The sequence below is a fragment of the Burkholderia sp. Bp8991 genome (assembly GCF_003853795.1).
In the GTDB taxonomy this organism is placed as follows: Bacteria; Pseudomonadota; Gammaproteobacteria; order Burkholderiales; family Burkholderiaceae; genus Burkholderia.
Genome location: NZ_QTQJ01000001.1, coordinates 211,699 through 235,735 on the forward strand (window position 1 = coordinate 211,699; position 24,037 = coordinate 235,735).

The 24,037-nt window shown below is 66.9% G+C and carries 24 protein-coding genes; 5 read left to right on the forward strand and 19 right to left on the reverse strand.

Annotated features, from left to right (window positions below):
- Positions 1 to 109: 109 nt before the first annotated feature.
- From DIE02_RS01015 to DIE02_RS01025, 3 genes are all read left to right on the forward strand, one after another.
- A complete protein-coding gene (locus tag DIE02_RS01015) occupies positions 110 to 1,330 on the forward strand; it encodes a helix-turn-helix domain-containing protein (RefSeq protein ID WP_124486197.1) in 1,221 nt (406 codons plus the stop codon).
- 30 nt (positions 1,331 to 1,360) lie between these two features.
- Positions 1,361 to 2,044, forward strand: coding sequence for a glutaminyl-peptide cyclotransferase (locus DIE02_RS01020; protein WP_124486196.1), 684 nt, complete (start codon positions 1,361 to 1,363; stop codon positions 2,042 to 2,044).
- A gap of 181 nt (positions 2,045 to 2,225) precedes the next feature.
- Positions 2,226 to 3,209: a DMT family transporter gene (locus DIE02_RS01025; RefSeq protein WP_124486195.1), complete on the forward strand. Its 984-nt coding sequence runs from the start codon at positions 2,226 to 2,228 to the stop codon at positions 3,207 to 3,209.
- A 63-nt stretch (positions 3,210 to 3,272) separates the two neighbouring features.
- On the opposite strand, the gene DIE02_RS01030 is transcribed toward DIE02_RS01025, so the two are convergent.
- Both DIE02_RS01030 and DIE02_RS01035 read right to left on the reverse strand, forming a co-directional pair.
- Positions 3,273 to 3,596, reverse strand: a complete 324-nt coding sequence (locus tag DIE02_RS01030; protein WP_124486194.1) for an RnfH family protein — start codon at positions 3,594 to 3,596, stop codon at positions 3,273 to 3,275.
- Between the two features lie 4 nt (positions 3,597 to 3,600).
- Positions 3,601 to 4,038 (reverse strand): type II toxin-antitoxin system RatA family toxin, encoded by a 438-nt coding sequence (locus DIE02_RS01035; RefSeq protein WP_044843759.1) that lies wholly within the window; start codon positions 4,036 to 4,038, stop codon positions 3,601 to 3,603.
- A gap of 98 nt (positions 4,039 to 4,136) precedes the next feature.
- Here DIE02_RS01035 and smpB point away from each other — a divergent pair, with 98 nt between their 5' ends.
- A complete protein-coding gene (smpB, locus tag DIE02_RS01040; RefSeq protein WP_050012888.1) occupies positions 4,137 to 4,583 on the forward strand; it encodes an SsrA-binding protein SmpB in 447 nt (148 codons plus the stop codon).
- A 315-nt stretch (positions 4,584 to 4,898) separates the two neighbouring features.
- Here the strand turns inward: smpB and DIE02_RS01045 are convergent, their stop codons facing one another.
- From DIE02_RS01045 to ppsA, 3 genes are all read right to left on the reverse strand, one after another.
- Positions 4,899 to 5,834: an SPFH domain-containing protein gene (locus DIE02_RS01045; protein ID WP_044843761.1), complete on the reverse strand. Its 936-nt coding sequence runs from the start codon at positions 5,832 to 5,834 to the stop codon at positions 4,899 to 4,901.
- A 33-nt stretch (positions 5,835 to 5,867) separates the two neighbouring features.
- Positions 5,868 to 6,302: an NfeD family protein gene (locus tag DIE02_RS01050; RefSeq protein ID WP_044843762.1), complete on the reverse strand. Its 435-nt coding sequence runs from the start codon at positions 6,300 to 6,302 to the stop codon at positions 5,868 to 5,870.
- Positions 6,303 to 6,512: 210 nt separating this feature from the next.
- On the reverse strand, positions 6,513 to 8,912 hold the full coding sequence (gene ppsA / locus DIE02_RS01055) for a phosphoenolpyruvate synthase (RefSeq protein ID WP_124486193.1): 2,400 nt from the start codon (positions 8,910 to 8,912) through the stop codon (positions 6,513 to 6,515).
- Positions 8,913 to 9,286: 374 nt separating this feature from the next.
- Between ppsA and DIE02_RS01060 the strand changes: the two genes are divergently transcribed.
- Complete coding sequence (locus tag DIE02_RS01060) at positions 9,287 to 10,102, forward strand: pyruvate, water dikinase regulatory protein (RefSeq protein ID WP_044843764.1); 816 nt, start codon at positions 9,287 to 9,289, stop codon at positions 10,100 to 10,102.
- A gap of 121 nt (positions 10,103 to 10,223) precedes the next feature.
- On the opposite strand, the gene DIE02_RS01065 is transcribed toward DIE02_RS01060, so the two are convergent.
- The 14 genes from DIE02_RS01065 to pyrH form a co-directional block, all read right to left on the reverse strand.
- Positions 10,224 to 11,006: an RNA methyltransferase gene (locus DIE02_RS01065; RefSeq protein WP_124486192.1), complete on the reverse strand. Its 783-nt coding sequence runs from the start codon at positions 11,004 to 11,006 to the stop codon at positions 10,224 to 10,226.
- Positions 11,003 to 11,647 (reverse strand): ribonuclease HII, encoded by a 645-nt coding sequence (gene rnhB, locus DIE02_RS01070; protein WP_044843766.1) that lies wholly within the window; start codon positions 11,645 to 11,647, stop codon positions 11,003 to 11,005. Before rnhB ends, DIE02_RS01065 begins: the two co-directional genes overlap by 4 nt.
- Entirely contained in the window at positions 11,644 to 12,813 is a 1,170-nt protein-coding gene (gene lpxB, locus DIE02_RS01075) for a lipid-A-disaccharide synthase (protein WP_124486191.1), read from the reverse strand. The genes rnhB and lpxB overlap by 4 nt, the downstream gene beginning before the upstream one ends.
- 3 nt (positions 12,814 to 12,816) lie before the next feature.
- Entirely contained in the window at positions 12,817 to 13,605 is a 789-nt protein-coding gene (gene lpxA, locus DIE02_RS01080; protein WP_044843768.1) for an acyl-ACP--UDP-N-acetylglucosamine O-acyltransferase, read from the reverse strand.
- 67 nt (positions 13,606 to 13,672) lie between these two features.
- Positions 13,673 to 14,140, reverse strand: coding sequence for a 3-hydroxyacyl-ACP dehydratase FabZ (fabZ, locus tag DIE02_RS01085; RefSeq protein ID WP_006402657.1), 468 nt, complete (start codon positions 14,138 to 14,140; stop codon positions 13,673 to 13,675).
- A 130-nt stretch (positions 14,141 to 14,270) separates the two neighbouring features.
- Positions 14,271 to 15,350 (reverse strand): UDP-3-O-(3-hydroxymyristoyl)glucosamine N-acyltransferase, encoded by a 1,080-nt coding sequence (gene lpxD / locus DIE02_RS01090; protein ID WP_124486190.1) that lies wholly within the window; start codon positions 15,348 to 15,350, stop codon positions 14,271 to 14,273.
- Positions 15,351 to 15,366: 16 nt separating this feature from the next.
- On the reverse strand, positions 15,367 to 15,864 hold the full coding sequence (locus DIE02_RS01095) for an OmpH family outer membrane protein (RefSeq protein WP_185641305.1): 498 nt from the start codon (positions 15,862 to 15,864) through the stop codon (positions 15,367 to 15,369).
- Between the two features lie 64 nt (positions 15,865 to 15,928).
- Positions 15,929 to 18,235, reverse strand: a complete 2,307-nt coding sequence (bamA, locus tag DIE02_RS01100; protein ID WP_059450017.1) for an outer membrane protein assembly factor BamA — start codon at positions 18,233 to 18,235, stop codon at positions 15,929 to 15,931.
- Positions 18,236 to 18,299: 64 nt separating this feature from the next.
- Positions 18,300 to 19,688 carry an RIP metalloprotease RseP gene (gene rseP / locus DIE02_RS01105; protein ID WP_124486188.1) on the reverse strand — a complete coding sequence of 463 codons (1,389 nt, stop codon included), beginning with the start codon at positions 19,686 to 19,688 and terminating at the stop codon, positions 18,300 to 18,302.
- A gap of 11 nt (positions 19,689 to 19,699) precedes the next feature.
- On the reverse strand, positions 19,700 to 20,896 hold the full coding sequence (locus tag DIE02_RS01110; protein ID WP_044843772.1) for a 1-deoxy-D-xylulose-5-phosphate reductoisomerase: 1,197 nt from the start codon (positions 20,894 to 20,896) through the stop codon (positions 19,700 to 19,702).
- Positions 20,897 to 20,911: 15 nt separating this feature from the next.
- Entirely contained in the window at positions 20,912 to 21,733 is an 822-nt protein-coding gene (locus DIE02_RS01115; protein WP_124486187.1) for a phosphatidate cytidylyltransferase, read from the reverse strand.
- Complete coding sequence (gene uppS / locus DIE02_RS01120) at positions 21,727 to 22,509, reverse strand: polyprenyl diphosphate synthase (protein ID WP_044843774.1); 783 nt, start codon at positions 22,507 to 22,509, stop codon at positions 21,727 to 21,729. Before uppS ends, DIE02_RS01115 begins: the two co-directional genes overlap by 7 nt.
- Before the next feature lie 47 nt (positions 22,510 to 22,556).
- The gene (gene frr, locus DIE02_RS01125) at positions 22,557 to 23,117 is read right to left on the reverse strand and encodes a ribosome recycling factor (protein ID WP_006752152.1); all 561 of its coding nucleotides are present in this window, start codon (positions 23,115 to 23,117) and stop codon (positions 22,557 to 22,559) included.
- A 102-nt stretch (positions 23,118 to 23,219) separates the two neighbouring features.
- Positions 23,220 to 23,933, reverse strand: coding sequence for a UMP kinase (gene pyrH, locus DIE02_RS01130; protein WP_011885142.1), 714 nt, complete (start codon positions 23,931 to 23,933; stop codon positions 23,220 to 23,222).
- Positions 23,934 to 24,037 lie beyond the last annotated feature (104 nt).

Genomic DNA, 24,037 nt, shown 5'->3' on the forward strand with positions numbered 1-24,037 from the left:
GGTTCCTCCTTTCGATGGATATCCGGGCACGGCGCATCTGCCGTGTGCCTGGTGCTAGATTAGGACCGGGCGTCGAACCGGAGGGAGTGACAACTGTGTCGGGATTCGGATGGATTCGCTGATCACGGCCGCCGCGCGGGCGCTCGCGGCGGGCGACCCGCTCGGCGCGCTGAACCGCGTCGCGTTGCGCGACGACGCGCCGGCGCTCGCGTTGCGCGGCATCGCGATGGCCCAGCTCGGCGATTTCGAGCGCGCACGCGCGCTCGTGCGCAGCGCGGCTCGCGCGTTCGGCGCGAAGGAAGCCGTCGCGCGGGCGCGCTGCGTCGTCGCGGAGGCCGAGATCGCGCTGGCGTCACGCGACCTCGGCTGGCCGTCGCGCGCCCTCGACGCCGCCTGCGCGACGCTCGACGCACACGGCGACCGCACGAACGCCGCGCATGCGCGCTATCTCGGCGTGCGCCGGCTGCTGCTGATCGGGCACGTCGGGGATGCCGAACAGCGGCTCGCGAGCCTCGATCCCGCACCGCTGCCCGCCGCATCGCGCGCAGCTCATGAACTGATCGCGGCCGGCATCGCGATGCGCCGCATCCGCCCGCACGCGGCGCGCCTGGCGCTCGCCCGTGCGCGCGCGGCCGCACGGGACGCCGGCATCGCCGCGCTGACGGCCGAAGTCGACACGGCCGCCCGCATGCTCGATACGCCGGCCGCGCGACTCATCGCGCGCGGTGCGTCGCGGCTCGTGCTGCTCGACGAGGTCGAGGCGCTGCTGGCATCGAACGCGCTGGTCGTCGATGCATGCCGCCACGCGGTGCGCGACGCGCGCACGACCGTGTCGCTCGCACGCCGCCCGGTGCTGTTCGTGCTCGCCCGCGCACTGGGCGAGGCGTGGCCCGGCGACGTGTCGAGAAACACGCTCGTCGCCGCGGCGTTTCGCGCGAGACATGCGGACGAATCGCATCGCGCCCGCCTGCGCGTCGAGATCGGCCGCTTGCGCGCGGTGCTGCGGCCGCTCGCGAACATCACTGCGACGCCGAGCGGCTTCGCGCTCGAACCGCTCGGCCCGCACGAGGCCGTCGTGCTCGCGCGTCCGGTCGACGACCGCCACGCGGCCGTGCTCGCGCTGCTCGCGGACGGCGAGGCGTGGTCGAGCTCCGCGCTGGCGCTCGCACTCGGCGTGAACCAGCGCACCGTGCAGCGCGCGCTCGATGCGCTCACCGAAGCGGACAAGGTGCAGGCGGTCGGCCGCGGTCGCGCGCGCCGCTGGATGACGCCGCCGCTGCCCGGATTCGCGACGACCTTGTTACTCCCCGCGCCGCTGCCGGGCGACTAGGATGGGGATACCAACGACGAGGTGACAAACATGAAACGCTCCACCGCAGACATCCTCCGCGAATACGGCCCGTTTCCGGGCGTCGACGGCGTACACGGCGTCACGTTCGACGGGCGGCACGTGTGGTTCGCGTCCGGCGACAAGCTGAACGCGCTCGACCCGGAACGCGGCACGACCGTGCGCGCACTCGACGTCGCCGCGCACGCAGGCACCGCGTTCGACGGGCGCCACCTGTTCCAGATCGTCGAGGACCGTATCGAGAAGATCGATCCCGACTCCGGCCGCGTGCTCGCGACGATCCCCGCGCCCGGCGGCGGCGCCGATTCGGGGCTGGCCTGGGCGGAAGGCACGCTGTGGGTCGGCCAGTACCGCGAACGCAAGATTCATCAGGTGGATCCGCAATCGGGCGCCGTGCTGCGCACGATCGAATCGAACCGCTTCGTCACCGGCGTGACGTGGGTCGACGGCGAGCTGTGGCACGGCACCTGGGAAGCGGACGAGAGCGAGTTGCGGCGGATCGACCCGCGCACCGGGCAAGTGCTCGAACAGGTCGACATGCCGCCCGGCGTCGGCGTGTCGGGGCTGGAGTCCGACGGCCGCGACCTCTTCTACTGCGGCGGCGGCAACAGCGGCAAGCTGCGCGCCGTGCGCCGCCCCGCGGGGGCAGCCGCGGCGGGCAACAGTGCGGCGGCGGCCGAGCCGGTCGAGCGCTGATCGGTTGATCGTCGAAGGGCAACGCGACCCGCCGCAGCCACCGGTTAAACAGGACCGGGGCGCGGCGGCGCTTGCAGCCGGTCCCTGCCACACCCCGCTCCCGAGTGCAGGAATGAACAAGACGCGGTCGCGCAGCCGTCGTTAAGATGCGCGCTCGTCAGTCTTTCGTTCGGAGCAGTCGATGCAGCGCGGTGTGGTGTATGGCGTCCTCGCGGGCGCGTTGTGGGGCATGGTCTTTCTCGTGCCGCGGCTGATGACCGACTTCTCGCCGCTGCTGCTGAGCGCGGGCCGCTATGCGATGTACGGCCTCGTGTCGCTGGCGGCGGCCCTGCCGGCCGCCCGCTCGCTGCTCGCCCGGCTGACCCGCGAGGACCTCGTCGCGCTCGCGAAGCTCGCGCTGATCGGCAACGTTGCGTACTACATGCTGCTGTCCGGTGCCGTGCACCTGATCGGCATCGCACCCAGCTCGCTGATCGTCGGCGTGCTGCCCGTGACCGTCACGCTCGCGGGCCTCGGCGACCACGGCGCGATGCCGCTGCGGCGCCTCGCCGCCCCGCTCGCGCTGGTGATCGCCGGCATCGTCTGCATCAACATCGACCTCTTCACGTCGGAAGCCGCGCAGGCGACGACGCTCGGCCAGAAGCTCGCGGGCATCGCGTGCGCAAGCGGCGCACTCGCGAGCTGGACCTGGTACGCGGTCGCGAACACGCGCTACCTGCAGCGCCACCCTCATTTCGGCGGCAACGAGTGGTCGGTGCTGTGGGGTGTCGTGACGGGGCTGATCGGCGGCCTCTGCTGGCTCGCGATCCTCGCGCTGCCGGCCGGCACGGTGCAGGCCGCCGTTCCGGCATCGCGCTGGCACCTGTTCTGGCTGCTGAACCTCGTGCTTGCGATCGGCGCGTCGTGGCTCGGCAACGGACTGTGGAACGCGGCGTCGAAGCGGCTGCCGCTCACGCTGTCCGGCCAGCTGATCGTGTTCGAAACCGTGTTCGCGATGCTCTATGCGTTCGTCTACGATCAGCGGATGCCGCGCGTACTCGAGATCGTGGCGCTCGCCCTGCTGCTGGCGGGCGTCTACGGGTCGGTGCGCCGGCACAACGACACGCATGCGGGCGGCAACACGCCCGGCAGCGCGGCCGTGAACGCGAACGTCACGGCGCACTGAGCGCCGCCGCGCCTGGTCTGACGAATCGGAACGGAGAAGATGCAGCAACGCCGACGCGACGCGTCAGCGCGCGTCCTTGTGCATCCACTTGCGGCCCTCGACGGAGCCCTCGCGGCGGGTCTTGTCGACGCGCCGCTGACGCGCGAGCTTCGGATCGACGATCAACGGGCGGTAGATCTCGACGCGGTCGTGGTCGGCGAGCGGCGCGTCGAGCGGCGCGAGCTTGCCGAATATGCCGGTTTTCGTGGGCGCGAGGTCGATTTCCGGGTGCAGCGCGAGCACGCCGCTCGCGTCGATCGCCGCGCGCACGGTCGCGCCTTCGGGCAGCGACACCGGAATCAGCGTCTGGCGATCCGGCAGCGCGTAGCAGACTTCGATCGACAGCATCGCGTCACCCCTTCCCGTAGCGCTGGTCGGCGCGCTTGACGAACGAATCGACGAACGTGTTCGCGATATGGCTGAACACCGGCCCGATGATCTTCTCGAGCAGGATGCTCGAGAACTCGTAGTGCAGCGCGAATTCGATCTTGCATGCATCGGCGCGCAGCGGGATGAAGCGCCACGAGCCCGTGAACTTCCGGAACGGGCCGTCCGCGAACTCCATGTCGATCCGCGTCGGGCGCTGCTGCGTGTTGCGCGTCGCGAAATGCTGCTTGATGCCCTTGAAGTTGATGTCGATGCGCGCTTCCATACCGCTGTCGTCCTGACGGCGAATCTCGACGCCACCGCACCAGGGCAGGAAATTGGGGTAATCGGCCACGTCGGTGACGAGGTCGAACATCTGTTCCGCCGAATGACGGATCAATACGGTTTTCTGGACATCTGCCATAAATCGCGCGGCATCGCTCGAGGTGAGAACGCAAGCCGGGCGATTCCCGCCCTGCTTTGCTAAAATCGTGATTTTAAACGAGTTGGCCCGATCCTTTCATGAGCATCATCGACAACAGGAAAGCGCACTTCGATTATCACATCGAGGAACGCTACGAGGCGGGGCTCGTGCTCGAGGGCTGGGAAGTCAAGGCGCTGCGCGCCGGGCGCGGCCAGATCAAGGAAGGCTACGTCGTGGTGAAGAACGCCGAGATCTTCCTGATCGGTACCCACATCAGCCCGCTGCCCGAAGCCTCAACGCACATCAAGCCCGATCCGGTCCGCACGCGCAAGCTGCTGCTGCACCGTGACGAAATCAAGAAACTGATCGGCAAGGTCGAGCAGCGTGGCTACACGCTCGTGCCGCTGAACTTCCACTACAAGGGCGGTCGCGTGAAATGCGACATCGCGCTCGCGAAGGGCAAGAAGCTGCACGACAAGCGCGAAACCGAGAAGAAGCGCGACTGGGAACGCGAAAAGGCGCGCATCATGCGCGCCGGCACCTGACGCTCGGGAAAGCCAGCCTCGCAAACGACACGGCCCGCTCGAAGCGGGCCGTGTTGCTGTGTGCGGTGCGAAGCGCATGAGCGGCTGCCGGACCGCCGCTCGCGTTCCGGGACGAACCGCTGCGCAGCCTGTACTGCTGACATGCGGGCGCGATCGCGCCCGAGGTCGCGCGACGATTCGCCGCATGCCGGGCACATAACGAGCACATAACGAGCACATGACCGGCACATACCGGGCACACGACGGGCGCACGAGCGGCGCACACCCGGCGACGCTCGCCGGCGATCGCCGGCACGCGTAACCCGCGCGTGCCGCTCAGCCCCGCCCGCTCGCCGCCGGTGCCGCGTTCTTGACGATCGTCAGCGCCGACGCGATCGCGGTGCCGAGATCCGACAAGTTCGCCGGCACGATCAGCGTATTGCCCTGTTTCGCGAGGTTCGAGAACGCGCCGACGTACTGCTCGGCGACCTTCAGGTTCACGGCATCCATCCCGCCTTGCGACTGGATCGCGTTCGCGATCTTCTGGATCGCCTGCGCGTTCGCCTCGGCCACCGCGAGAATCGCGGCCGCCTCGCCCTGCGCCTGGTTGATCGCGGCCTGCCGCTCGCCTTCCGACTTCTGGATCGCCGCTTCGCGCGCGCCCGACGCGAGGTTGATCTGCTCCTGCTTGCGACCTTCGGAAGCAGCGATCAGCGCGCGCTTTTCCCGCTCGGCGGTGATCTGCGCCTGCATCGCATGGAGGATCTCCTTCGGCGGCGTCAGGTCCTTGATCTCGTAGCGCAGCACCTTCACGCCCCAGTTCGCGGCGGCCTGGTCGAGCGCCGACACGATGTTGTGGTTGATGAAGTCGCGCTCCTCGAAGGTCTTGTCGAGTTCGAGCTTGCCGACCACCGAGCGCAGCGTCGTCTGCGCGAGCTGCGTGATCGCGAGCACGAAGTTGCTCGACCCGTACGACGCCTTCATCGGATCGGTCACCTGGAAGTACAGCACGCCGTCGACCTGCAACTGCGTGTTGTCGCGCGTGATGCAGACCTGGCTCGGCACGTCGAGCGGGATTTCCTTCAGCACGTGCCGGTAGGCGATCCGGTCGACGAACGGCAGCACGATATTGAGACCGGGCGACAGCGTCGCGTGATAGCGCCCGAAGCGTTCGAGCACCCACGCATGCTGCTGCGGCACGATCTTCACCGTCTTCGACACGATCACGATGGCGATGACGAGCAGGACGACCCAGATGATCAGCGAATCCATGAAATATTCCCTCCTTGTTGTATCAGTGGACGATCAGCCCGCGGGTTTCGCGATGACGACGAGACTGTTGCCGCGCACGGCACGCACCTGATACACGCGTGCATCGTCGCGCTCGCCGGCCGCGAGTTCGACGTCCCAGTCGGCGCCGCGATACTGCACACGCGCGCGGCGGTCGTGCCACGCGTCGACCGTGACGGTCGCGCCGATATCGAGATTGACGTCCGGATTCGTCGACGTGTCGCGCTTCTGCTTGCGCCCGAGCCCCGAGCGGCGCAGCACGATCATCGCGACGATCGCGACCACGGCGGCCGCACCGAACTGCACGTGCGGCGCGAAACCGGCGAGCTGCAGCAGCGCGCCCGCGAGAAAGCCGAGCGCGATCATCAGCAGATAGAACGTGCCGGTCAGTAATTCGGCGACGACCAGCACGCCGACCCCGACCCACCAGAACAGATGCCCCGACATCATTGTGGTCTCCCGAAAAACGTCCCCGCTGCTCACTATATTCGCTGCGCGCCCGCCCGTGGGTCGCGGTCGACACGCATGACGCAACGCGGCGCGTACCGACGAAAAAAAACACCCCGGCGCTTACCGGGGTGTTTATAACACGAACCTTGCATTTTGCCTTCAACGCAAGCGCGGCGTACCGCGCTTGCGCCGAATAAGCGTTACCGACCGTTACTTCCGGTTGGCGAGCGCCTGCCACGTATCGATGATCGTGTCCGGGTTCAGCGAGATCGACACGATGCCTTCGTCGGTCAGCCATTGCGCGAAGTCCGGGTGATCGGACGGGCCCTGGCCGCAGATACCGACGTACTTGCCCATCTTGCGGCAGGTATCGATCGCGCGCTTGAGCAGGAACTTGACGGCCGGGTCGCGTTCGTCGAAGTCGACGGCCAGCAGTTCCATGCCCGAGTCACGGTCGAGGCCGAGCGTGAGCTGCGTGAGGTCGTTCGAACCGATCGAGAAACCGTCGAAGTGCTCGAGGAACTCTTCGGCGAGGATCGCGTTGGTCGGGACTTCGCACATCATCACGAGGCGCAGGCCGTTCTCGCCGCGCTTCAGGCCGAACTTCTCGAGCAGGCCGACGACACGCTCCGCCTGCTTCACGGTACGCACGAACGGCACCATGATCTCGACGTTGGTCAGGCCCATCTCGTCGCGCACGCGCTTCAGTGCACGGCATTCCATCTCGAACGCCTGCGCGAAGTCTTCGGCGATGTAACGCGACGCGCCGCGGAAGCCCAGCATCGGGTTTTCCTCGTCCGGCTCGTAGCGCGAACCGCCGATCAGCTTCTTGTACTCGTTCGACTTGAAGTCGGACAGACGCACGATCACGGGCTTCGGATAGAACGCCGCGGCGATCGTCGCGACGCCTTCCGTCAGCTTGTCGACGTAGAACTGGCGCGGCGACGCGTGACCGCGCGCGACGCTCTCGACCGCCTTCTTCAGGTCCTGGTCGATGTTCGGGTACTCGAGGATCGCCTTCGGGTGCACGCCGATGTTGTTGTTGATGATGAACTCGAGACGCGCGAGGCCAACACCACCGTTCGGCAGTTGCGAGAAGTCGAACGCGAGCTGCGGGTTGCCGACGTTCATCATGATCTTGACCGGGATTTCCGGCAGTTCGCCGCGCTGTACTTCCGTGACTTCCGTCTCGAGCAGCCCGTCGTAGATCTTGCCTTCGTCGCCTTCCGCGCACGACACCGTGACGAGCGCGCCGTCCTTCAGCACGTCGGTCGCGTCGCCGCAGCCGACGACTGCCGGCACGCCGAGCTCACGCGCGATGATCGCCGCGTGGCAGGTGCGGCCGCCACGGTTCGTGACGATCGCCGCCGCACGCTTCATCACCGGCTCCCAGTTCGGGTCGGTCATGTCCGCCACCAGCACGTCGCCCGGCTGCACGCGTTCCATTTCCGACGGGTCCTGGATCACGCGCACGGGGCCCGCGCCGATCTTCTGGCCGATCGCGCGGCCCGTTGCCAGCACCTGCGACTGGCCCTTCAGCTTGAAGCGCTGCTCGGCCTTGCCGCTCGCCTGGCTCTTCACCGTTTCCGGACGCGCCTGCAGGATGAAGATCTTGCCGTCGCGGCCGTCCTTGCCCCACTCGATGTCCATCGGACGCTGGTAGTGCTTCTCGATGATGACCGCGTACTTCGCGAGTTCGATCACGTCTTCGTCGGTGATCGAGTAGCGGTTGCGCTGCTCGTGCGGCACGTCGACCGTCTTCACGCGGCCCGGCTCGCCCGGCTGCGTGAATTCCATCTTGATCAGCTTCGAGCCGATCGAGCGGCGGATGATCGGGTACTTGTCCTGTGCGAGCGTCGTCTTGAACACGTAGAACTCGTCCGGGTTCACGGCGCCCTGCACGACGGTTTCGCCCAGGCCGTAGCTCGACGTGATGAACACGGCGTCCTTGAAGCCCGATTCGGTGTCGATCGTGAACATCACGCCGGCCGCGCCGACGTCCGAGCGGACCATGCGCTGCACACCGGCCGACAGCGCGACTTCAGCGTGCGTGAAACCCTTGTGCACGCGATACGAGATCGCGCGGTCGTTGTACAGCGACGCGAACACGTGCTTCATGCGGTCGAGCACGTCGTCGATGCCGACGACGTTCAGGTACGACTCCTGCTGGCCGGCGAACGACGCGTCGGGCAGGTCTTCCGCGGTCGCGGACGAACGCACGGCGAACGACAGCTCGCCCGGCGAGCCGTTCTTCAGGATTTCGAACTGTGCGCGGATTTCCTCCTCGAGACGTGCCTGCAGCGGCGCGTCGACGATCCACTTGCGGATTTCGGCACCGGCTTCGGCGAGCGCCTTCACGTCGTCGATGTCGAGCGACTCGAGACGCTTGGCGATGCGATCGGTCAGATCGTTGTGCTTGAGGAAATCGCGGAATGCGAGCGCGGTCGTGGCGAAACCGGTGGGTACGCGAACGCCTGCTTCGGAAAGCTGGCTGATCATCTCGCCGAGCGACGCATTCTTGCCGCCCACGATCTCCACATCGGTCATCCGCAACTGCTCGAACGGGATTACATACGCCTGGTCCTTTGCGACGTTTGCTGCGTTAGTCATACAAGCCCCTAAGTGTGAAAAAAATGCTCGATTGCGCAAGTGGGCTCGGACGCGGGCGCTTGCAAAAAGGCGCGGCGCGTCTTGCGCAACCTGTTGGAGAAACAATCGCAGGCGGGAAATCTTCCGACCCGATTTGCAAAAATCCCGGCAGAAGGGCGATATATTCAGACGAATCGCCGAACTTGCCGGGAGTTCTGGAACGTTCGCGGCAAGTCTGGCGTGCCGTTCGCACCCCGCCCCCGCAATTGCTTATCCAACAGGTTGCCGCTATTCTACCGTGCCGGCTGCCGGATGTGGCGCGACCTTGTCACTGTGCCTGGAGGCGGACCTCCAGCCGCCCGCGCAACCGCCCTTCACGCTCGACGCCCAGATTCATGCTGCCTACCGTTTTCATCGTCTCCGACGGCACCGGGATCACTGCCGAAACCTTCGCGCACTCGATCCTCTCCCAGTTCGACCAGAAATTCCGGCTCGTGCGCGTGCCGTTCGTCGACTCGCTCGACAAGGCCTTTTCGACCGTCGAGAAGATCAACGAAGCCGCGGTGCACGACGGCCGCCGCGCGATCGTGTTCACGACGCTCGTCGACAGCGAGTCGAACGACATCGTCAAGCGCTCGAACGCGCTCGTGCTGGACATGTTCCAGCGCTTCGTCGAGCCGCTCGAGCAGGAACTGGAGCTGAAGTCGAGCCACGCGATGGGCCGCGGCCACCAGAACGCCGACACCGAGGAATACAAGACGCGGATCGAGGCGATCAACTTCTCGCTCGCGCACGACGACGGCCAGTCGAACCGCAACCTGTCGGAAGCCGACGTGATCCTGGTCGGCGTGTCGCGCAGCGGCAAGACGCCGACGAGCCTGTATCTCGCGATGCAGTACGGCGTGAAGGCCGCCAACTATCCGCTGATTCCGGAAGACTTCGAGCGCGGCAAGCTGCCGTCGGCGCTGTCGCCGCATCGCGACAAGCTGTTCGGGCTGTCGATCGATCCGCAGCGCCTGTCGGAGATCCGCAACGAGCGCCGCCCCGGCAGCAAGTACGCGGCGCCCGAGAATTGCCGCTACGAGATCAACGAGGCCGAGGCGATGATGCGCCGCGAAGGGATCAAGTGGCTGTCGTCGACGCACAAGTCGATCGAGGAGATCGCGACGACGATCCTGCAGGAAATCCGCCTCGACCGGCAGTCGTACTGACGACCGGCGCACGGGCGGCCGCCGGGCCGCCGTCGCCAGAAGCAACAAGGCCGCGTCGAACGCGGCCTTGTTTCGTGGTGCGGGATACCGCGCGGCCAACGCCGCGCGTCACGTCATCAAGTCATGCGCGACGCTGCTGCCGCACCTGCTCGAACAGGCACACCGCCGCCGCAGCCGCCACATTCAGCGACTCCATGCCGCCCGGCTGCGGGATCGTCACGCGATGCGTGGCCACGTCGCGCCAGAACGCCGACACGCCGGCGCCCTCGTTGCCGAACACCCATGCGACGGGACCGGCCAGGTCGCAGTCGTAGATCGCCTGCGCGCCGTGCGAATCGGTCAGCGCGACCGGCACGTCGAGGCGTTCGGCGAGCGCGCCGGCCTCGACATCCTCGTGGATCGACAGCAGGAAGTGCGCGCCCATTCCCGAGCGCAGCACCTTCGACGACCACGCATAGGCGGTGCCCGGCGCGCAGAACACGTGCCGCACACCGGCCGCGGCCGCGCTGCGCAGGATCGAGCCGACGTTGCCGGCGTCCTGCACGCCGTCGAGCACGACCGACGTGTGCGTGACACGCTCCGGCAGCGGCTGCGCGGGACGATCGACGAGCAGCAGGAAACCGACGCCGCTCACCACGTTCGACAGTTGTCCGAACAGCGCATCGGGCAGCGTGACGACCCGCTGCACGTCGACGCGCGCGATGATCGCCTGCGCTTCGTCGTGCGCGAGCGCGCCTTCGGTGGCGACGCACAGCTCGGGTATCGCGCCCGTATCGAGATACGCGCTGGCGAGGTGAAAACCTTCGAGCAGCGCCTGGCCGCCGCGGCGCTGCTGGGACGTCGAACCCGCAAGCGCCTTCAGGCGCTTGTACAGCGGGTTGTCGCGGGAAGTAATGCTTTTCATCGAATCAGGTCGAGTGCCGCGCGCACGGGTGCGAACGAGCGCCGATGCGCTTCGCACGGGCCGTGCTCGCGCAGCGCGGCGAGATGTTTCTCGGTGCCGTAGCCCGCATGCACGTTGAACCCGTACACCGGGAAGCGTTCGTGCAGCTCGACGAGCATGCGGTCACGCGCGACCTTCGCGAGGATCGACGCGGCCGAGATGCTCGGCACGAGCGCGTCGCCGCTGACGATCGCCTCGGCACGCACCATCAGCGTCGGGCAGCGGTTGCCGTCGATCTGCGCGAGCGTCGGCAGCACCGACAGGCCTTCGACGGCCCGCTTCATCGCGAGCATCGTCGCGTGCAGGATGTTGAGCGTGTCGATCTCGTCGACGCTGGCCGACGCGACGCAATACGCACGCGAGCGCGCGACGATCAGGTCGTACAGCGCGTCGCGCTTTTTCGCGGACAGCGCCTTCGAATCGTCGAGCCCGTCGATCGGCTGCGCGGGATCGAGGATCACCGCGGCGGCGACCACCGGCCCCGCGAGCGGGCCGCGGCCCGCTTCGTCGACGCCGCAGACGATCTCGTCGGGCCGGCTGAAGTCGAAGCCGCCCTGCACGTCGGTCGACGCGCGGCGGCGTGGTGCACGAGCTGCCGTCATGCGCGCCCCTTGCGTTGCTCGAGTACGCGCACGACCGCTTCGGCTGCCTTCGCGGCCGTGTTCTGCCGCAGCGAGAGATGCATTTCGGTAAACACTTCGGTCAGCGTGCGGCGGTTCGCGTCGTCGCGCAGCTGCGTGAGCGTCGCATCGGCGAGCGCCTCGGGCGTCGCGAAATGCTGCAGCAGCTCGGGCACGACGAAGCGCCCCGCCAGGATGTTCGGCAAGCCGACGTACGGCAGATAGCCCTGCCGGCGCATGATCTGTCCGGTCAGCCAGGGCACCTTGTACGAGATCACCATCGGCTTTTTCAGCAGCGCGGCTTCCAGCGTGACGGTGCCGCTCTTCACGAGGATCGCGTCGGCGGCCGTCATCGCAACCTGCGAGCGGCCGTCGGTGATCGTCAGCGCGAGTTGCGGATGGGCGTCGACGAGCGGCTGCAGCAGTTCGCGCAGCGCGGGCGTCGCCGCCGGCATCACGAACCGCACGCCGGGCTCGCGCTGCTGCATCAGCGCCATCGCGGCGAAGAACGTCGGGCCGATCAGCCCGATCTCCGAGCGCCGGCTGCCCGGCAGCACCGCGATCACGGGGCCCTCGGCCGGCAGGCCGAGCGCGATGCGCGCGCCGTGCGTGTCGGGCTCGAGCGGAATCTCGTCGGCCAGCGGGTGGCCGACATACGTCGACGCGACGCCTGCCTTGTCGAGGATCGCCGGTTCGAACGGGAACAGGCACAGCATGTGGTCGACGGACTTCGCGATCTTCTTGATCCGGCCGCCGCGCCACGCCCAGATCGACGGGCACACGAAGTGGATCGACGGGATGCCCGCGTCGCGCGCGGCCTGCTCCACGCTGAAGTTGAAATCGGGCGCGTCGACGCCGATGAAGGCGTCGGGCCGCTCCGCGAGCAGCTGGCGCTTCAGCTCGCCGCGAATCCGCAGGATCTCGGGAATCTGGCCCAGCGCCTCGACGTAGCCGCGCACCGTCAGCTTGTCCATCTGCCAGTGCGAGTCGAAGCCGTGCGCGAGCATCCGCTGCCCGCCGATCCCGTAGTAGCGGGTCGATGCGGGCAGCCGCGCCTGAAGCCCGCCGAGCAGCGACGCCGCGAGCAGGTCGCCCGACGGCTCGCCGGCCACCATCGCGAGCCGGAGCTGATTGGTCGGGAGCGACATCGCTTAGCGGATGATGCCGCGTTGGGACGCGTCGATGAACTCGACGAGCGCGGTGACCGCTGCGTCGCCTTCGCCGCCCGCGGCCGCCAGCTCGCGCAACTGCACCTTCGCTTCCTCGAGCGACAGGCCGTTCTTGTACAGCAGGCGGTACGCGCTGCGCAGCGCCGAGATCGCGTCGGGCGAGAAACCGCGCCGGCGCAGGCCTTCGACGTTGATGCCGTGCGGCTCGGCCTTGTTGCCGGCCGCGATCACGAACGGCGGCACGTCCTGCACGAGCGCCGAGGCGCCGCCCAGCATCGAGTGCGCGCCGATGCGCACGAACTGGTGCACACCGGACATCCCGCCGACGATCGCAAAGTCGCCGATCTCGACGTGACCGGCCATCTGCGCGTTGCTCGACAGGATCACGTTGTTGCCGACGCGGCAGTCATGGCCGATGTGCACATAGGCCATGATCCAGTTGTCGTCGCCGAGCGTCGTCACGCCGACGTCCTGCACGGTGCCGGTGTGGATCGTCGTGAATTCGCGGATCGTGTTGCGGTTGCCGATCACGAGCTTCGTCGGCTCGTCCTTGTACTTCATGTCCTGCGGACGGCCGCCCACCGACGCGTAATGGCCGATGCGGTTGTCCTCGCCGAGCGTCGTGTGACCTTCGATCACGCTGTGCGAGCCGATCGTCGTGCGCGCGCCGATCGTGACGTGCGGCCCGACGATCGCGTACGGCCCGATCTCGACGGACTCGTCGATCTGTGCGCCCGGTTCGACGATCGCGGTAGGATGAATCCTGGTCATGCGCCGTTGCCTCTCGATGTGATGTGTCGCGTTGCCCGCGTTACGTTACCCATGCGTGCCGCGTCGCTCAGGGCGCCGCGTCGGCCGTCTTGACCGTGCACATCAGTTCGGCTTCCGCCGCCACCTTGCCGTCCACTTCCGCCACTGCCTTGAACTTCCAGATGCCGCGGATGTAACGTTCGAACGTCACGTTCAGAATCAGCTGGTCGCCCGGTTCGACCACGCGCTTGAAGCGCGCGCCGTCGATCCCGACGAAGTAGTACAGCGTGTTTTCCGGATCCTTCGGCTGCTCTTCCGAGAACGTCAGCAGCGCGGCCGCCTGAGCGAGCGCCTCGAGGATCAGCACTCCCGGCATCACCGGCCGCTTCGGGAAGTGCCCCTGGAAGAACGGCTCGTTGATCGACACGTTCTTCAGCGCTTTGATCCCCTTGTGCGGCTCGAGTTCGAGCACGCGATCGACGAGCAGAATCGGATAGCGATGCGGCAGCAGCGTGAGGATCTTGTGGATGTCGAGATTGATTTTTTCAGTGCTCATGATGGTTCGTCTCACGCAGAGGCTGCGCGGTGGTGATGCAAAGGCTGAAGCGGGCCGCCGTGCGGCCCAGTCTGGCAAACCGGGCCGGATGCGCTGGCCGTGCCCGGTTCGTGGTCTCGCATGGTGTCGGTCAGGCGTGCGTGCCGCCCTGGGCGGCCAGCGCGGTTTCGAGCGCCTTGATGCGGTCGCGCAGCTTGTCGAGGTTGCGCACGAGCGCGGCGCTCCGGTTCCATTCGCCGTGGTCGACGGCCGGGAACGCGCTCGTGTAGATGCCGGCCTTCGGCAGCGACTTCGACACGCCCGAATTCGCCGTGATGATGACATAGTCGCCAAGCGTCACGTGGCCGGCGATCCCCGCCGCGCCACCGATCATGCAGTGGCGGCCGATCGTCGTGCTGCCCGCGATGCCCGCCTTGCCGGCGATCACCGTGTAGGCGCCGATCCGGCAGTTGTGGGCGATCTGCACCTGGTTGTCGATCTTCACGCATTCTTCGATGACGGTGTCCGCCATCGCGCCGCGGTCGATCGTCGTGTTCGCGCCGATCTCGACGTCCGGGCCGATCGACACGCCACCGACCTGCGGAATCTTGACCCAGCTGCCGGTGCGCGCGTCGCCGTCGCCGACGAAATCCGGCGCGAAGCCGAAGCCGTCGGAACCGATCACGGCACCCGCGTGGATGATCGCGCGCGGGCCGATCTGGCAGCCGTGGTACACCGACGCGTTCGGATACAGGTGCGAGCCGGCGCCGATCGTCGTGCCGCGGCCGACGAACACGTTCGCGTCGAGTTGCACGTCGTCTTCGATCACCGCGCCGGCCTCGACCGTCACGTGCGGGCCGATCACCGCGGTCGCGGCGACCTGCGCGGCCGGATCGATCGTCGCGCTCGGATGCACGCCGGCCGCGCGCGGCGGCGTGGCGAGATCGATGAACATCTGCGCGACGCGCGCGAAGTACGCGTACGGATTCGGCGTCACGATGAAGTTGCGGCCGCTCGCGGCCGCGCCCAGCTTTTCGAGATCCTTCGGCGCGATCAGCACCGCGCCGGCGCGGGTCGTCTCGACCTGCGACAGGTACTTCGGGTTCGCGAGAAACGCGAGTTGCTGAGGGCCTGCCTGGTCGAGCGGCGCGAGGCCGCCCACCTTGCACTGGGCGTCGCCGGCGATCTCGCCGCCGAACCGCGTTACGAGTGCCTCAAGCGTCAATGCCATTCGTCGTCTGCTCCGTTCAGTTCGTCGAGCCGGACGCGAGCGCCTTGAGCACCTTGTCGGTGATGTCGATGCGCGGGCTGACGTACACGGCTTCCTGCACGATCAGGTCGTAATTCTGCTGCTCGGCGATCTGCTTGATGACCTTGTTCGCACGCTCCAGCACGGCCGCGAGCTCCTCGTTGCGGCGCTGGTTCAGGTCTTCGCGAAACTCGCGCTGCTTGCGCTGGAAGTCGGTGTCGAGCTGCGCGAGATCGCGCTGCTTCTGCGCGCGATCGGCCGCCGACAGCGACGCACCGTTCTTGTCCAGCGAATCGGACATCGACTTCAGGCGCGCCGCGAGGTCCTGCAGATCCTTGTCGCGCTTCGCGAACTCGGCTTCGAGCTTCGTCTGCGCCGCCTTGGCGGGCGCCGACTCGCGCAGGATCCGATCCGAATTGACCGCCGCGATGCGGGCGACGTCCTGAGCATGCGCCGTCGCCGTGCCCAAGGCCAGCGCAACGGTCAGCGCACACATCACTCGTTTCGAAAACTTACCGGTTAGCAAAATTACCCTCTCGTTACTGTTGTCATGCGTTCGATCAGAACGCCGTCCCGATCTGGAACTGGAATTTCTGGTACTGGTCGCCTTCGTGCTTCTGCAGCGGGAAGCCGAGGCTCAGCTTCAGCGGGCCGATCGGCGAGATCCACGCGAGACCCACACCGTAGCCGTAACGCAGGCCGTTCGCGCCGGTACTCGTGCCGCCCGGCGCGTTGCCCCACACGTTACCGCCGTCGAGGAACGTGAACACGCGCAGCGTGCGGTCGTAGCCGGTGCCCGGCAGCGGGAACGTCAGCTCGATGTTGCCGACCACCATCTTCGAACCGCCGATCGGGTCGTTCGTCTTCGTGTCGCGCGGGCCCAGCGAGCTCGGCTCGTAGCCACGCACGGAGCCGATACCGCCCGCGTAGTAGTTCTTGAAGATCGGGTACGGGTTGCCGATGCCGTTACCGTAGCCGCCTTGCAGGTTCAGGCCCAGGATGAAGCCGCGCGAGAACGAATAGTAGTACTGCGCCTGCAGGTCGGCCTTGTAGTACTGGATCTTGCCGACCGGCACGCCGTATTCGACGTTCGCCTGCGTGAAGTAGCCGCGGCTCGGGATCAGCGCGCTGTCACGCGCGTCGCGCGACCATGCGACGGTCAGCGGCACCGTGTTCGACACGCGGCCGAACTCGTTGACATACGCCTTGTAGCTCGCCGGTGTGTTGTCGTCAGTATCGAGACGGTTCTGCTCGAAGCCCGCGCCGAAGTAGACGGTGTCGACTTCCGAGAACGGAATGCCGAACTTCAGGTTGCCGCCCGCGCTGATGATCCGGAAGCTCGAGCTCGTCGAGTAGTAAAGCGGCTGGTACGTGCGGTAGTAGACGTCGGTGATCCGCTTGATGCCGTCGACCGTGAAGTACGGGTCGACCTGCGTGACGGTCAGCGTGCGGTAGCTCTTCGCGGTGTTGACGTTCACCGACAGGCTCGTGCCCGAGCCGAACACGTTGTCCTGCGACACGCCGGCCGACAGCACCACCTTGTCCGTCGACGAGAAGCCCGCGCCCAGCGTGATCGCGCCGGTCGGCTTTTCGTCGACCTTCACGTTCACGTCGACCTGGTCGTTCGTGCCTTCGACCGGCACCGTCGTCACGTCGACGTTGGTGAAATAGCCGAGACGGTTCACGCGGTCCTTCGACAGCGCGAGGCGGTTCGAATCGAACCACGAGCTTTCGAGCTGGCGCATTTCGCGGCGCACGACTTCGTCGCGCGTGCGCGTGTTGCCGACCACGTTGATGCGGCGCACGTACACGCGGCGGCTCGGATCGACGACGAGGTTCAGGTTCACCTTGTGGTTCGCCTGGTCGATGTCCGGCTGCGCGTTGACGGTCGCGAATGCGTAGCCGTATTCACCGAGCTTGTCGACGATCGACTTCGTCGTTTGCTGCAGCTTTTCGGCCGAGAAGCGATCGCCCGGCTTGATCTTGATCAGCTTGTTCAGTTCGGCTTCGCGATCGAGCAGGTTGCCCGACAGCTTGATGCCCGACACCGTGTACGGCTCGCCTTCGTGCAGCGTGACCGTCAGGTACATGTCCTTCTTGTCGGGCGAGATCGACACCTGCGTCGATTCGATGTTGAACTCGAGGTAGCCGCGGTTCAGGTAGTACGAGCGCACGGCCTCGAGGTCGCCCGTGAGCTTTTCCTTCGAGTACAGGTCGTTCTTCGTGTACCAGGAGAACCAGTTCGGCGTCGACAGCTGCATTTCGTCGCGCAGCGTGCTGGTGCTGAACGCCTTGTTGCCGATGAAGTTGATCTGGCGGATCTTCGCGCTCGGGCCTTCGGCGACCGCGAACAGGATCGACACGCGGTTCGCGTCGACCGGCGTGATCGTCGTCTTGACCTCGGCCGCATAGAAGCCGCGCGTCAGGTACTGACGCTTGAGCTCCTGCTCCGCCTTGTCGACGAGCGCCTTGTCGTAGTAGCGGCCGTCGGCCAGACCCACCGCGCGCAGCGCCTTCGTCAGGTTGTCCTTGTCGAATTCCTTCGTGCCGGTGAAGTCGATCGACGCGATGGCCGGACGCTCCTGCACCTGCACGATCACGACGTTGCCCTGGGTGGCGATACGCACGTCGTTGAAGAAGCCCGTCGCGTACAGCGCGCGGATTGCTTCGGATGCCTTGTCGTCGGTGAAGGTATCGCCCTGCTTGATCGGCAGGTAGGCGAACACCGAACCGGCTTCGACGCGCTGCAACCCCTCGATCTTGATGTCTTGCACCACGAACGGTGCCGCTGCATGCGCCGCGAGGCCGTGCGCGGCGAGCGCGGCCGCTGCAACTGTCTTAGGTACAAAGCGATGAGGTTTGAACAACGTGCATCCCCAATATTTAGCTGCATCAAATCAGGCGGCGGCCGACTGGCCGCCGCCTGACGCTTCAGAAATGGATTAACCGAGCCAGGTCGTTGAACAGCGCGATCGCCGACAACGCGACGATGCAGATCAACCCGGCTCTTTGCAGAATCAGCTGCCAGCGCTCCGATACGGCTTTCCCGGTCGCGGCTTCAACCAGATAATATAACAGATGCCCCCCGTCCAAAACGGGAATCGGCAGCAAGTTCAGCACCCCGAGGCTAATGCTGACAAGGGCGAGGAACGACAGGAAGGCCGACGGACCGAGCCGCGCGCTCTTGCCCGCGTAGTCCGCAATCGTCACCGGGCCGGACAGGTTCTTCAGCGAAGCATCGCCCGTGATCATCCGCCCGAACATCCTCAGCGAGTAAACGGCGATGTCCCACGTGCGGTGCGCGCCGAGGCGCAGACTCTCGATCGGCCCGTAGCGGACGTCGACCGACGGCGTGTGCATCGACAGCGCCGCGCCGATGCGGCCGACCTGCTGCCCCGTTTCGTCGTCGCGCTGCGCCTGCGGCACGATCGACACCGTCCGGGAGGCACCGCCGCGCTCGATCTGCAGTTCGACCGCCTGGCCCGCATGGTGCTTCACCGCGTCGATGAAGCGCGTGGCGCCGCCGATGGGCTTGCCGTCGAGCGCGAGCAGCTTGTCGCCGGCCTTCAGGCCCGCCTGCTCGGCCGCGCTGCCGGGCTGCACCGACGCCACCGACAGCGCGCCGCCGCCGGTCTCGAAGCCCAGGTGCAGCATGAAATCGTCGTCGAGCGCGCTTTCGGGAACATTGCGCAGGTCGACGCGGAAGTCGAACGTCGCCGCGCCGCCGTCGCGCGCGCCGAGCACGACCTCGCGATGATCGAACGCGGCCGCCAGCAGCTTCCAGCGCAGGTCCGACCACGAGCGCACCGGCACGGCGTCGCCGCCCTGCGCGTCGCCTACGCGCACGTCGCGGATCGATACGATCGTCTCGCTGCCGTCGAAGCCCGCGCGGGCGGCCGCCGTGCCGGCGGCCGGCGGCGCGAGCACCGCGGCCGGCTCGGTCACGCCGGTTGCGAATACGGCGGAAAACAGGACGATTGCCAACAGGAAGTTCGCGATCGGGCCGGCGGCGACGATCGCGATGCGCTTGAACACCGATTGCCGATTGAACGCCTGGCCGAGCTCCTCGGGTTTGACGCCCGCCCCCGGCTCGCGCTCGTCGAGCATCTTCACGTAGCCGCCGAGCGGCAGCGCGGAGAGCGTCCATTCGGTGCCCGTCTTGCGGCTGACCCAGCGCGCGACGGGCTGGCCGAAGCCGATCGAGAAACGCAGCACCTTCACGCCGCACCAGCGCGCGACGCGATAATGTCCGTACTCATGCACGACGACCAGCACCCCGATCGCCACCGCAAACGCGATCAGTTCGACCAGCACGTTCATGAGCACCTCATTCAGACAGTGCGCTCCACGCGTGGCGCAGGCGCTTTCGCAATGATCTCGGCAGCGAGGCGGCGTGCCTCGGCATCCGCCGCAAGGACGTCGTCGAGCCCGTTCGGGTTGCGGTTCGGCAGTGCGTTGAGCACCGCGTCGACCGTCGCCGCGATCGCCATGAAGCCGATCCGGCGCTCGAGAAACGCTTCGACCGCGATTTCGTTCGCCGCGTTCAACGCGGCGCTCGCGATGCCGCCCTCCTCGAGCGCCTTCAGCGCGAGCGCGAGGCACGGGAAGCGCGTGTAGTCGGGCTTCTCGAACGACAGCTGGGCGATCTGCGCGAGGTCGAGCTGCTCGACACCGGCGTCGACGCGCTCCGGGAACGCCAGCGCGTGCGCGATCGGCGTACGCATGTCGGGGTTGCCGAGCTGCGCGAGCACCGAGCCGTCGCGGTACGACACGAGCGAATGGATCACGCTCTGCGGGTGGATCAGCACGTCGATCCGGTCGCCCGGCAGGCCGAAGATCCAGTGCGCCTCGATCACTTCGAGGCCCTTGTTCATCATCGTCGCGGAATCGACGGAAATCTTGCGGCCCATCACCCAGTTCGGATGCTTGCAGGCCTCGTCCGGCGTCACGTCGACGAGCGTGGCCGGCTCGCGCGTGCGGAACGGGCCGCCCGACGCGGTCAGGATGATCTTCGAGATCCCGCCGTGCTCGTTCGCGTCGCGCGGCATGCACTGGAAGATCGCGTTGTGTTCGCTGTCGACCGGCAGCAGGATCGCGCCATGGTCGCGCACGGCGTCCATGAAGATCGCGCCCGACATCACGAGCGATTCCTTGTTCGCGAGCAGGATGCGCTTGCCGGCGCGCGCGGCCGCCAGGCTCGGCGCGAGGCCGGCCGCGCCGACGATCGCCGCGACGACCGTGTCGCAGCCGTCGCTGTTCGACACGTCGACGAGCGCCTGCGGCCCGTACAGCACCGTGGTCTTGTTGCCCGCCGCGCGCAGCTTCGCCTCGACGTGCGCTGCCGTGTTCGCATCGCCGACCACCGCGACTTCGGGTGCGAAGCGCAGGCACTGCTCGACGAGCTTGTCGCCATTGCGGTGCGCGGTCAACGCATAGACCGAGAAACGCTCGGGATGGCGGGCGACCACGTCGAGCGTGCTGTCTCCGATCGAGCCCGTGGAACCGAGCAGTGTCAGACGTTTTTGCATAACAGAAATAGTGGTTTAACCAAGCAGCAGCATTGCGAGCGGCAGCACCGGCAGCAGCGCGTCGACGCGGTCGAGCACGCCGCCGTGACCGGGCAGCAGACCGCTCGAATCCTTCACGCCCGCCTGACGCTTGAGCAGCGACTCGAACAGGTCGCCGATCACGCTGTACGCGACCAGCAGCGTCAGCGCGGCCCACGCGCCGGGCATCCCGTAGCGCGTCGCGAATGCGGAAAACAGGGTCGGCTCGAACCAGTGCGCGGCCATCGCGGCTCCCGCGACGACCATCACGGCGAGCCAGCCGCCGATCGCGCCTTCCCAGCTCTTCCCGGGACTGATCGTAACGGCCAGTTTACGCTTTCCGAAGGCCTTGCCCGCGAAATATGCACCAATATCGGCCAGCCACACGACCAGCAGCAGCGAGAGCACGAACGGAACGCCCTGCGCACGCGCCGCGACGACCGCGTGCCAGCAGGCCGCGAACACCACGAGCCCGGCCGCGAGCAGGAACGGCCGCCACACGCCGCCCGCGAGTTCCGGCTTGCGCCGCAGCGAGAACGGGCCGACCAGCAGCCAGAACACGCCGGCCGCCATGAAAAGGGGACGGGACGAAGCGGCCTCGACGCCGAGCGGCGCGGTCGCCGCGAGCGCCAGCGCGGCGACGATCGCATAAACGACCGAACCGGCCGCGCCGAGCTTCAGCAGGCGCGCCCATTCCCACGCGGCGAACACGAGCACGACGCCGATCAGCGCGCCGAAGGCCGCGAGCGGCGCGAACAGCGTCACCGGCAGCAACACGGCCAGCATCACGACCGCCGTGATCACACGGGTCTTCAGCATGAAAGGGAATCGGCGTTCTGCGATTGCGGTTCGAGCTGCGCGCTGGTGCGCCCGAAACGGCGCTCGCGCTCGGTATACGACGCGATCGCGTCGGCCAGCGCCGCGCCGTCGAAATCCGGCCAGTATTTGTCGGTGAAATAGAATTCGGCGTACGCGAGCTGCCACAGCAGGAAATTGCTGACGCGCTGCTCGCCGCCGGTGCGGATGAAGAGATCGGGCTCCGGCGCATAGGCCATCGCCAGGTGCGGCGCGAACGCGTCTTCGGTCACCTCGACCTCGCGGCCCTCGCGCACGGCCTGCTCGACGAGTTTCTTCGTCGCCTGCAGGATGTCCCAGCGGCCGCCGTAGTTCGCGGCGATCGTCAGGGTCAGGCGGGTGTTGCGCGCCGTCTTGGTTTCGGCGCGGCGGATCAGTTCGCGGATGCGCGGCTCGAAACGCTCGAGATCGCCCACGACGCGCAGGCGGATCCCGTTCGCATGCAGCTTGCCGATCTCGCGCTCGAGCGCGGTGATGAACAGCCGCATCAGGAACGACACTTCGTCGTTCGGCCGGCGCCAGTTCTCCGAACTGAACGCGAACAGCGTCAGGTATTCGACGCCGGCGCGCGCGCAGCCTTCGACCACCGACCGCACGGCGTCGACGCCGCGGGTGTGCCCCGCGACGCGCGGCAAGCGGCGTTCGGTCGCCCAACGGCCGTTGCCGTCCATGATGATCGCGATATGACGCGGCACGGCGCCGACGTCAGGCACGCGAACGGTAGAGCTGGTATAGGTCATGGCCGTTGAGACAGTTGCGGGAAGAAGGCGGCGCGCGAGGACGGTCGTCAGACCGTCATGATCTCGGCTTCCTTGCTCTGCACGAGCTTGTCGACTTCGGCGACGTGCTTGTCGGTCAGCTTCTGCACGTCGTCGCTCGCACGGCGCTCGTCGTCTTCCGAGATTTCCTTGTCCTTCACGAGCTTCTTGAGCGCTTCGTTCGCGTCGCGGCGCAGGTTGCGGATCGCGACCTTGGCCGTTTCGCCTTCGCTCTTGACCACCTTGGTCAGCTCGCGGCGGCGCTCTTCCGTCAGCGCGGGCATCGGCACGCGGATCAGGTCGCCGGCCGTGGCCGGGTTCAGGCCCAGATCGGCTTCGCGGATGGCCTTCTCGACCTTCGCGACCATGTTCTTTTCCCACGGCTGCACGCCGATCGTGCGTGCGTCGACGAGCGTCAGGTTCGCAACCTGCGAGATCGGCACCATCGAACCGTAGTAGTCGACCTGCACGTGATCGAGCAGACCGGTATGCGCACGGCCCGTACGGATCTTCGCCAGATCGTTCTTGAACGCTTCGATCGAGCGCTGCATCTTCTGCTCTACGCCCTTCTTGACATCAGCGACACTCATTTCAACCTCCGAACCTTCCAACCTTCAATGAACGCGGGCCGCGCCCGGTGCGCCACGCACCACGGCCGGCGACCCGCGCCGCTTGCCCGCATCCGCGGGAGTTTACACGTGGACGAGCGTACCTTCGTCCTCGCCCAGCACGATGCGCTTGAGCGCGCCCGGCTTGTTGATCGAAAACACGCGGATCGGCAGCTTCTGGTCGCGGCACAGCGCGAAGGCCGTCGCGTCCATCACCTGCAGATTGCGGCTGATCGCCTCGTCGAAGCTGATCGTCGTGTAGCGCGTGGCCGACGGATCCTTCTTCGGATCGGCAGAATATACGCCATCGACCTTGGTCGCCTTCAAAACGACCTCGGCGCCCACTTCCGAACCGCGCAGCGCGGCGGCCGTGTCCGTCGTGAAGAACGGGTTGCCCGTGCCGGCCGCGAAGATCACGACCTTGCCCTCCTCGAGCTGGCGGATCGCGCGCGGCCGGATGTACGGCTCGACGACCTGATCCATGCGCAGCGCGGACTGCACGCGCGCGACGATGCCGGCGTGGCGCATCGCGTCCTGCAGCGCCAGCGCGTTCATCATCGTCGCCAGCATCCCCATGTAGTCGGCCGTCGCGCGGTCCATGCCGGCCGCACCGCCCGCGACACCGCGGAAAATGTTACCGCCGCCGATCACGACCGCGAGTTGCGTACCGAGACCCACGACTTCGGCGATATCCGCCACCATCCGTTCGATCGTCGCGCGATTGATGCCGAAGGCATCGTCGCCCATCAGCGCTTCGCCGGAGAGTTTGAGGAGGACGCGTTTATAGGCATTGGACATAGGGGCTTCCGAGCGACGAGAGGATGACAACCACGAACTGTAGGGGCGAAATACTGATTCGGGCAAGCGCCGGCGACCGGACCGGGTTTCCCGGCCGGCCGGCG

Excerpts from the sequence above, each read along its gene's own strand:
- DIE02_RS01015 (WP_124486197.1), top strand. The coding sequence starts at position 110 with ATGGATTCGCTGATCACGGCCGCCGCGCGGGCGCTCGCGGCGGGCGAC.
- DIE02_RS01020 (WP_124486196.1), top strand. The coding sequence starts at position 1,361 with ATGAAACGCTCCACCGCAGACATCCTCCGCGAATACGGCCCGTTTCCG.
- DIE02_RS01025 (WP_124486195.1), top strand. The coding sequence starts at position 2,226 with ATGCAGCGCGGTGTGGTGTATGGCGTCCTCGCGGGCGCGTTGTGGGGC.
- DIE02_RS01030 (WP_124486194.1), bottom strand. The coding sequence starts at position 3,596 with ATGCTGTCGATCGAAGTCTGCTACGCGCTGCCGGATCGCCAGACGCTG.
- DIE02_RS01035 (WP_044843759.1), bottom strand. The coding sequence starts at position 4,038 with ATGGCAGATGTCCAGAAAACCGTATTGATCCGTCATTCGGCGGAACAG.
- smpB (WP_050012888.1), top strand. The coding sequence starts at position 4,137 with ATGAGCATCATCGACAACAGGAAAGCGCACTTCGATTATCACATCGAG.
- DIE02_RS01045 (WP_044843761.1), bottom strand. The coding sequence starts at position 5,834 with ATGGATTCGCTGATCATCTGGGTCGTCCTGCTCGTCATCGCCATCGTG.
- DIE02_RS01050 (WP_044843762.1), bottom strand. The coding sequence starts at position 6,302 with ATGATGTCGGGGCATCTGTTCTGGTGGGTCGGGGTCGGCGTGCTGGTC.
- ppsA (WP_124486193.1), bottom strand. The coding sequence starts at position 8,912 with ATGACTAACGCAGCAAACGTCGCAAAGGACCAGGCGTATGTAATCCCG.
- DIE02_RS01060 (WP_044843764.1), top strand. The coding sequence starts at position 9,287 with ATGCTGCCTACCGTTTTCATCGTCTCCGACGGCACCGGGATCACTGCC.
- DIE02_RS01065 (WP_124486192.1), bottom strand. The coding sequence starts at position 11,006 with ATGAAAAGCATTACTTCCCGCGACAACCCGCTGTACAAGCGCCTGAAG.
- rnhB (WP_044843766.1), bottom strand. The coding sequence starts at position 11,647 with ATGACGGCAGCTCGTGCACCACGCCGCCGCGCGTCGACCGACGTGCAG.
- lpxB (WP_124486191.1), bottom strand. The coding sequence starts at position 12,813 with ATGTCGCTCCCGACCAATCAGCTCCGGCTCGCGATGGTGGCCGGCGAG.
- lpxA (WP_044843768.1), bottom strand. The coding sequence starts at position 13,605 with ATGACCAGGATTCATCCTACCGCGATCGTCGAACCGGGCGCACAGATC.
- fabZ (WP_006402657.1), bottom strand. The coding sequence starts at position 14,140 with ATGAGCACTGAAAAAATCAATCTCGACATCCACAAGATCCTCACGCTG.
- lpxD (WP_124486190.1), bottom strand. The coding sequence starts at position 15,350 with ATGGCATTGACGCTTGAGGCACTCGTAACGCGGTTCGGCGGCGAGATC.
- DIE02_RS01095 (WP_185641305.1), bottom strand. The coding sequence starts at position 15,864 with ATGTGTGCGCTGACCGTTGCGCTGGCCTTGGGCACGGCGACGGCGCAT.
- rseP (WP_124486188.1), bottom strand. The coding sequence starts at position 19,688 with ATGAACGTGCTGGTCGAACTGATCGCGTTTGCGGTGGCGATCGGGGTG.
- DIE02_RS01110 (WP_044843772.1), bottom strand. The coding sequence starts at position 20,896 with ATGCAAAAACGTCTGACACTGCTCGGTTCCACGGGCTCGATCGGAGAC.
- DIE02_RS01115 (WP_124486187.1), bottom strand. The coding sequence starts at position 21,733 with ATGCTGAAGACCCGTGTGATCACGGCGGTCGTGATGCTGGCCGTGTTG.
- uppS (WP_044843774.1), bottom strand. The coding sequence starts at position 22,509 with ATGACCTATACCAGCTCTACCGTTCGCGTGCCTGACGTCGGCGCCGTG.
- frr (WP_006752152.1), bottom strand. The coding sequence starts at position 23,117 with ATGAGTGTCGCTGATGTCAAGAAGGGCGTAGAGCAGAAGATGCAGCGC.
- pyrH (WP_011885142.1), bottom strand. The coding sequence starts at position 23,933 with ATGTCCAATGCCTATAAACGCGTCCTCCTCAAACTCTCCGGCGAAGCG.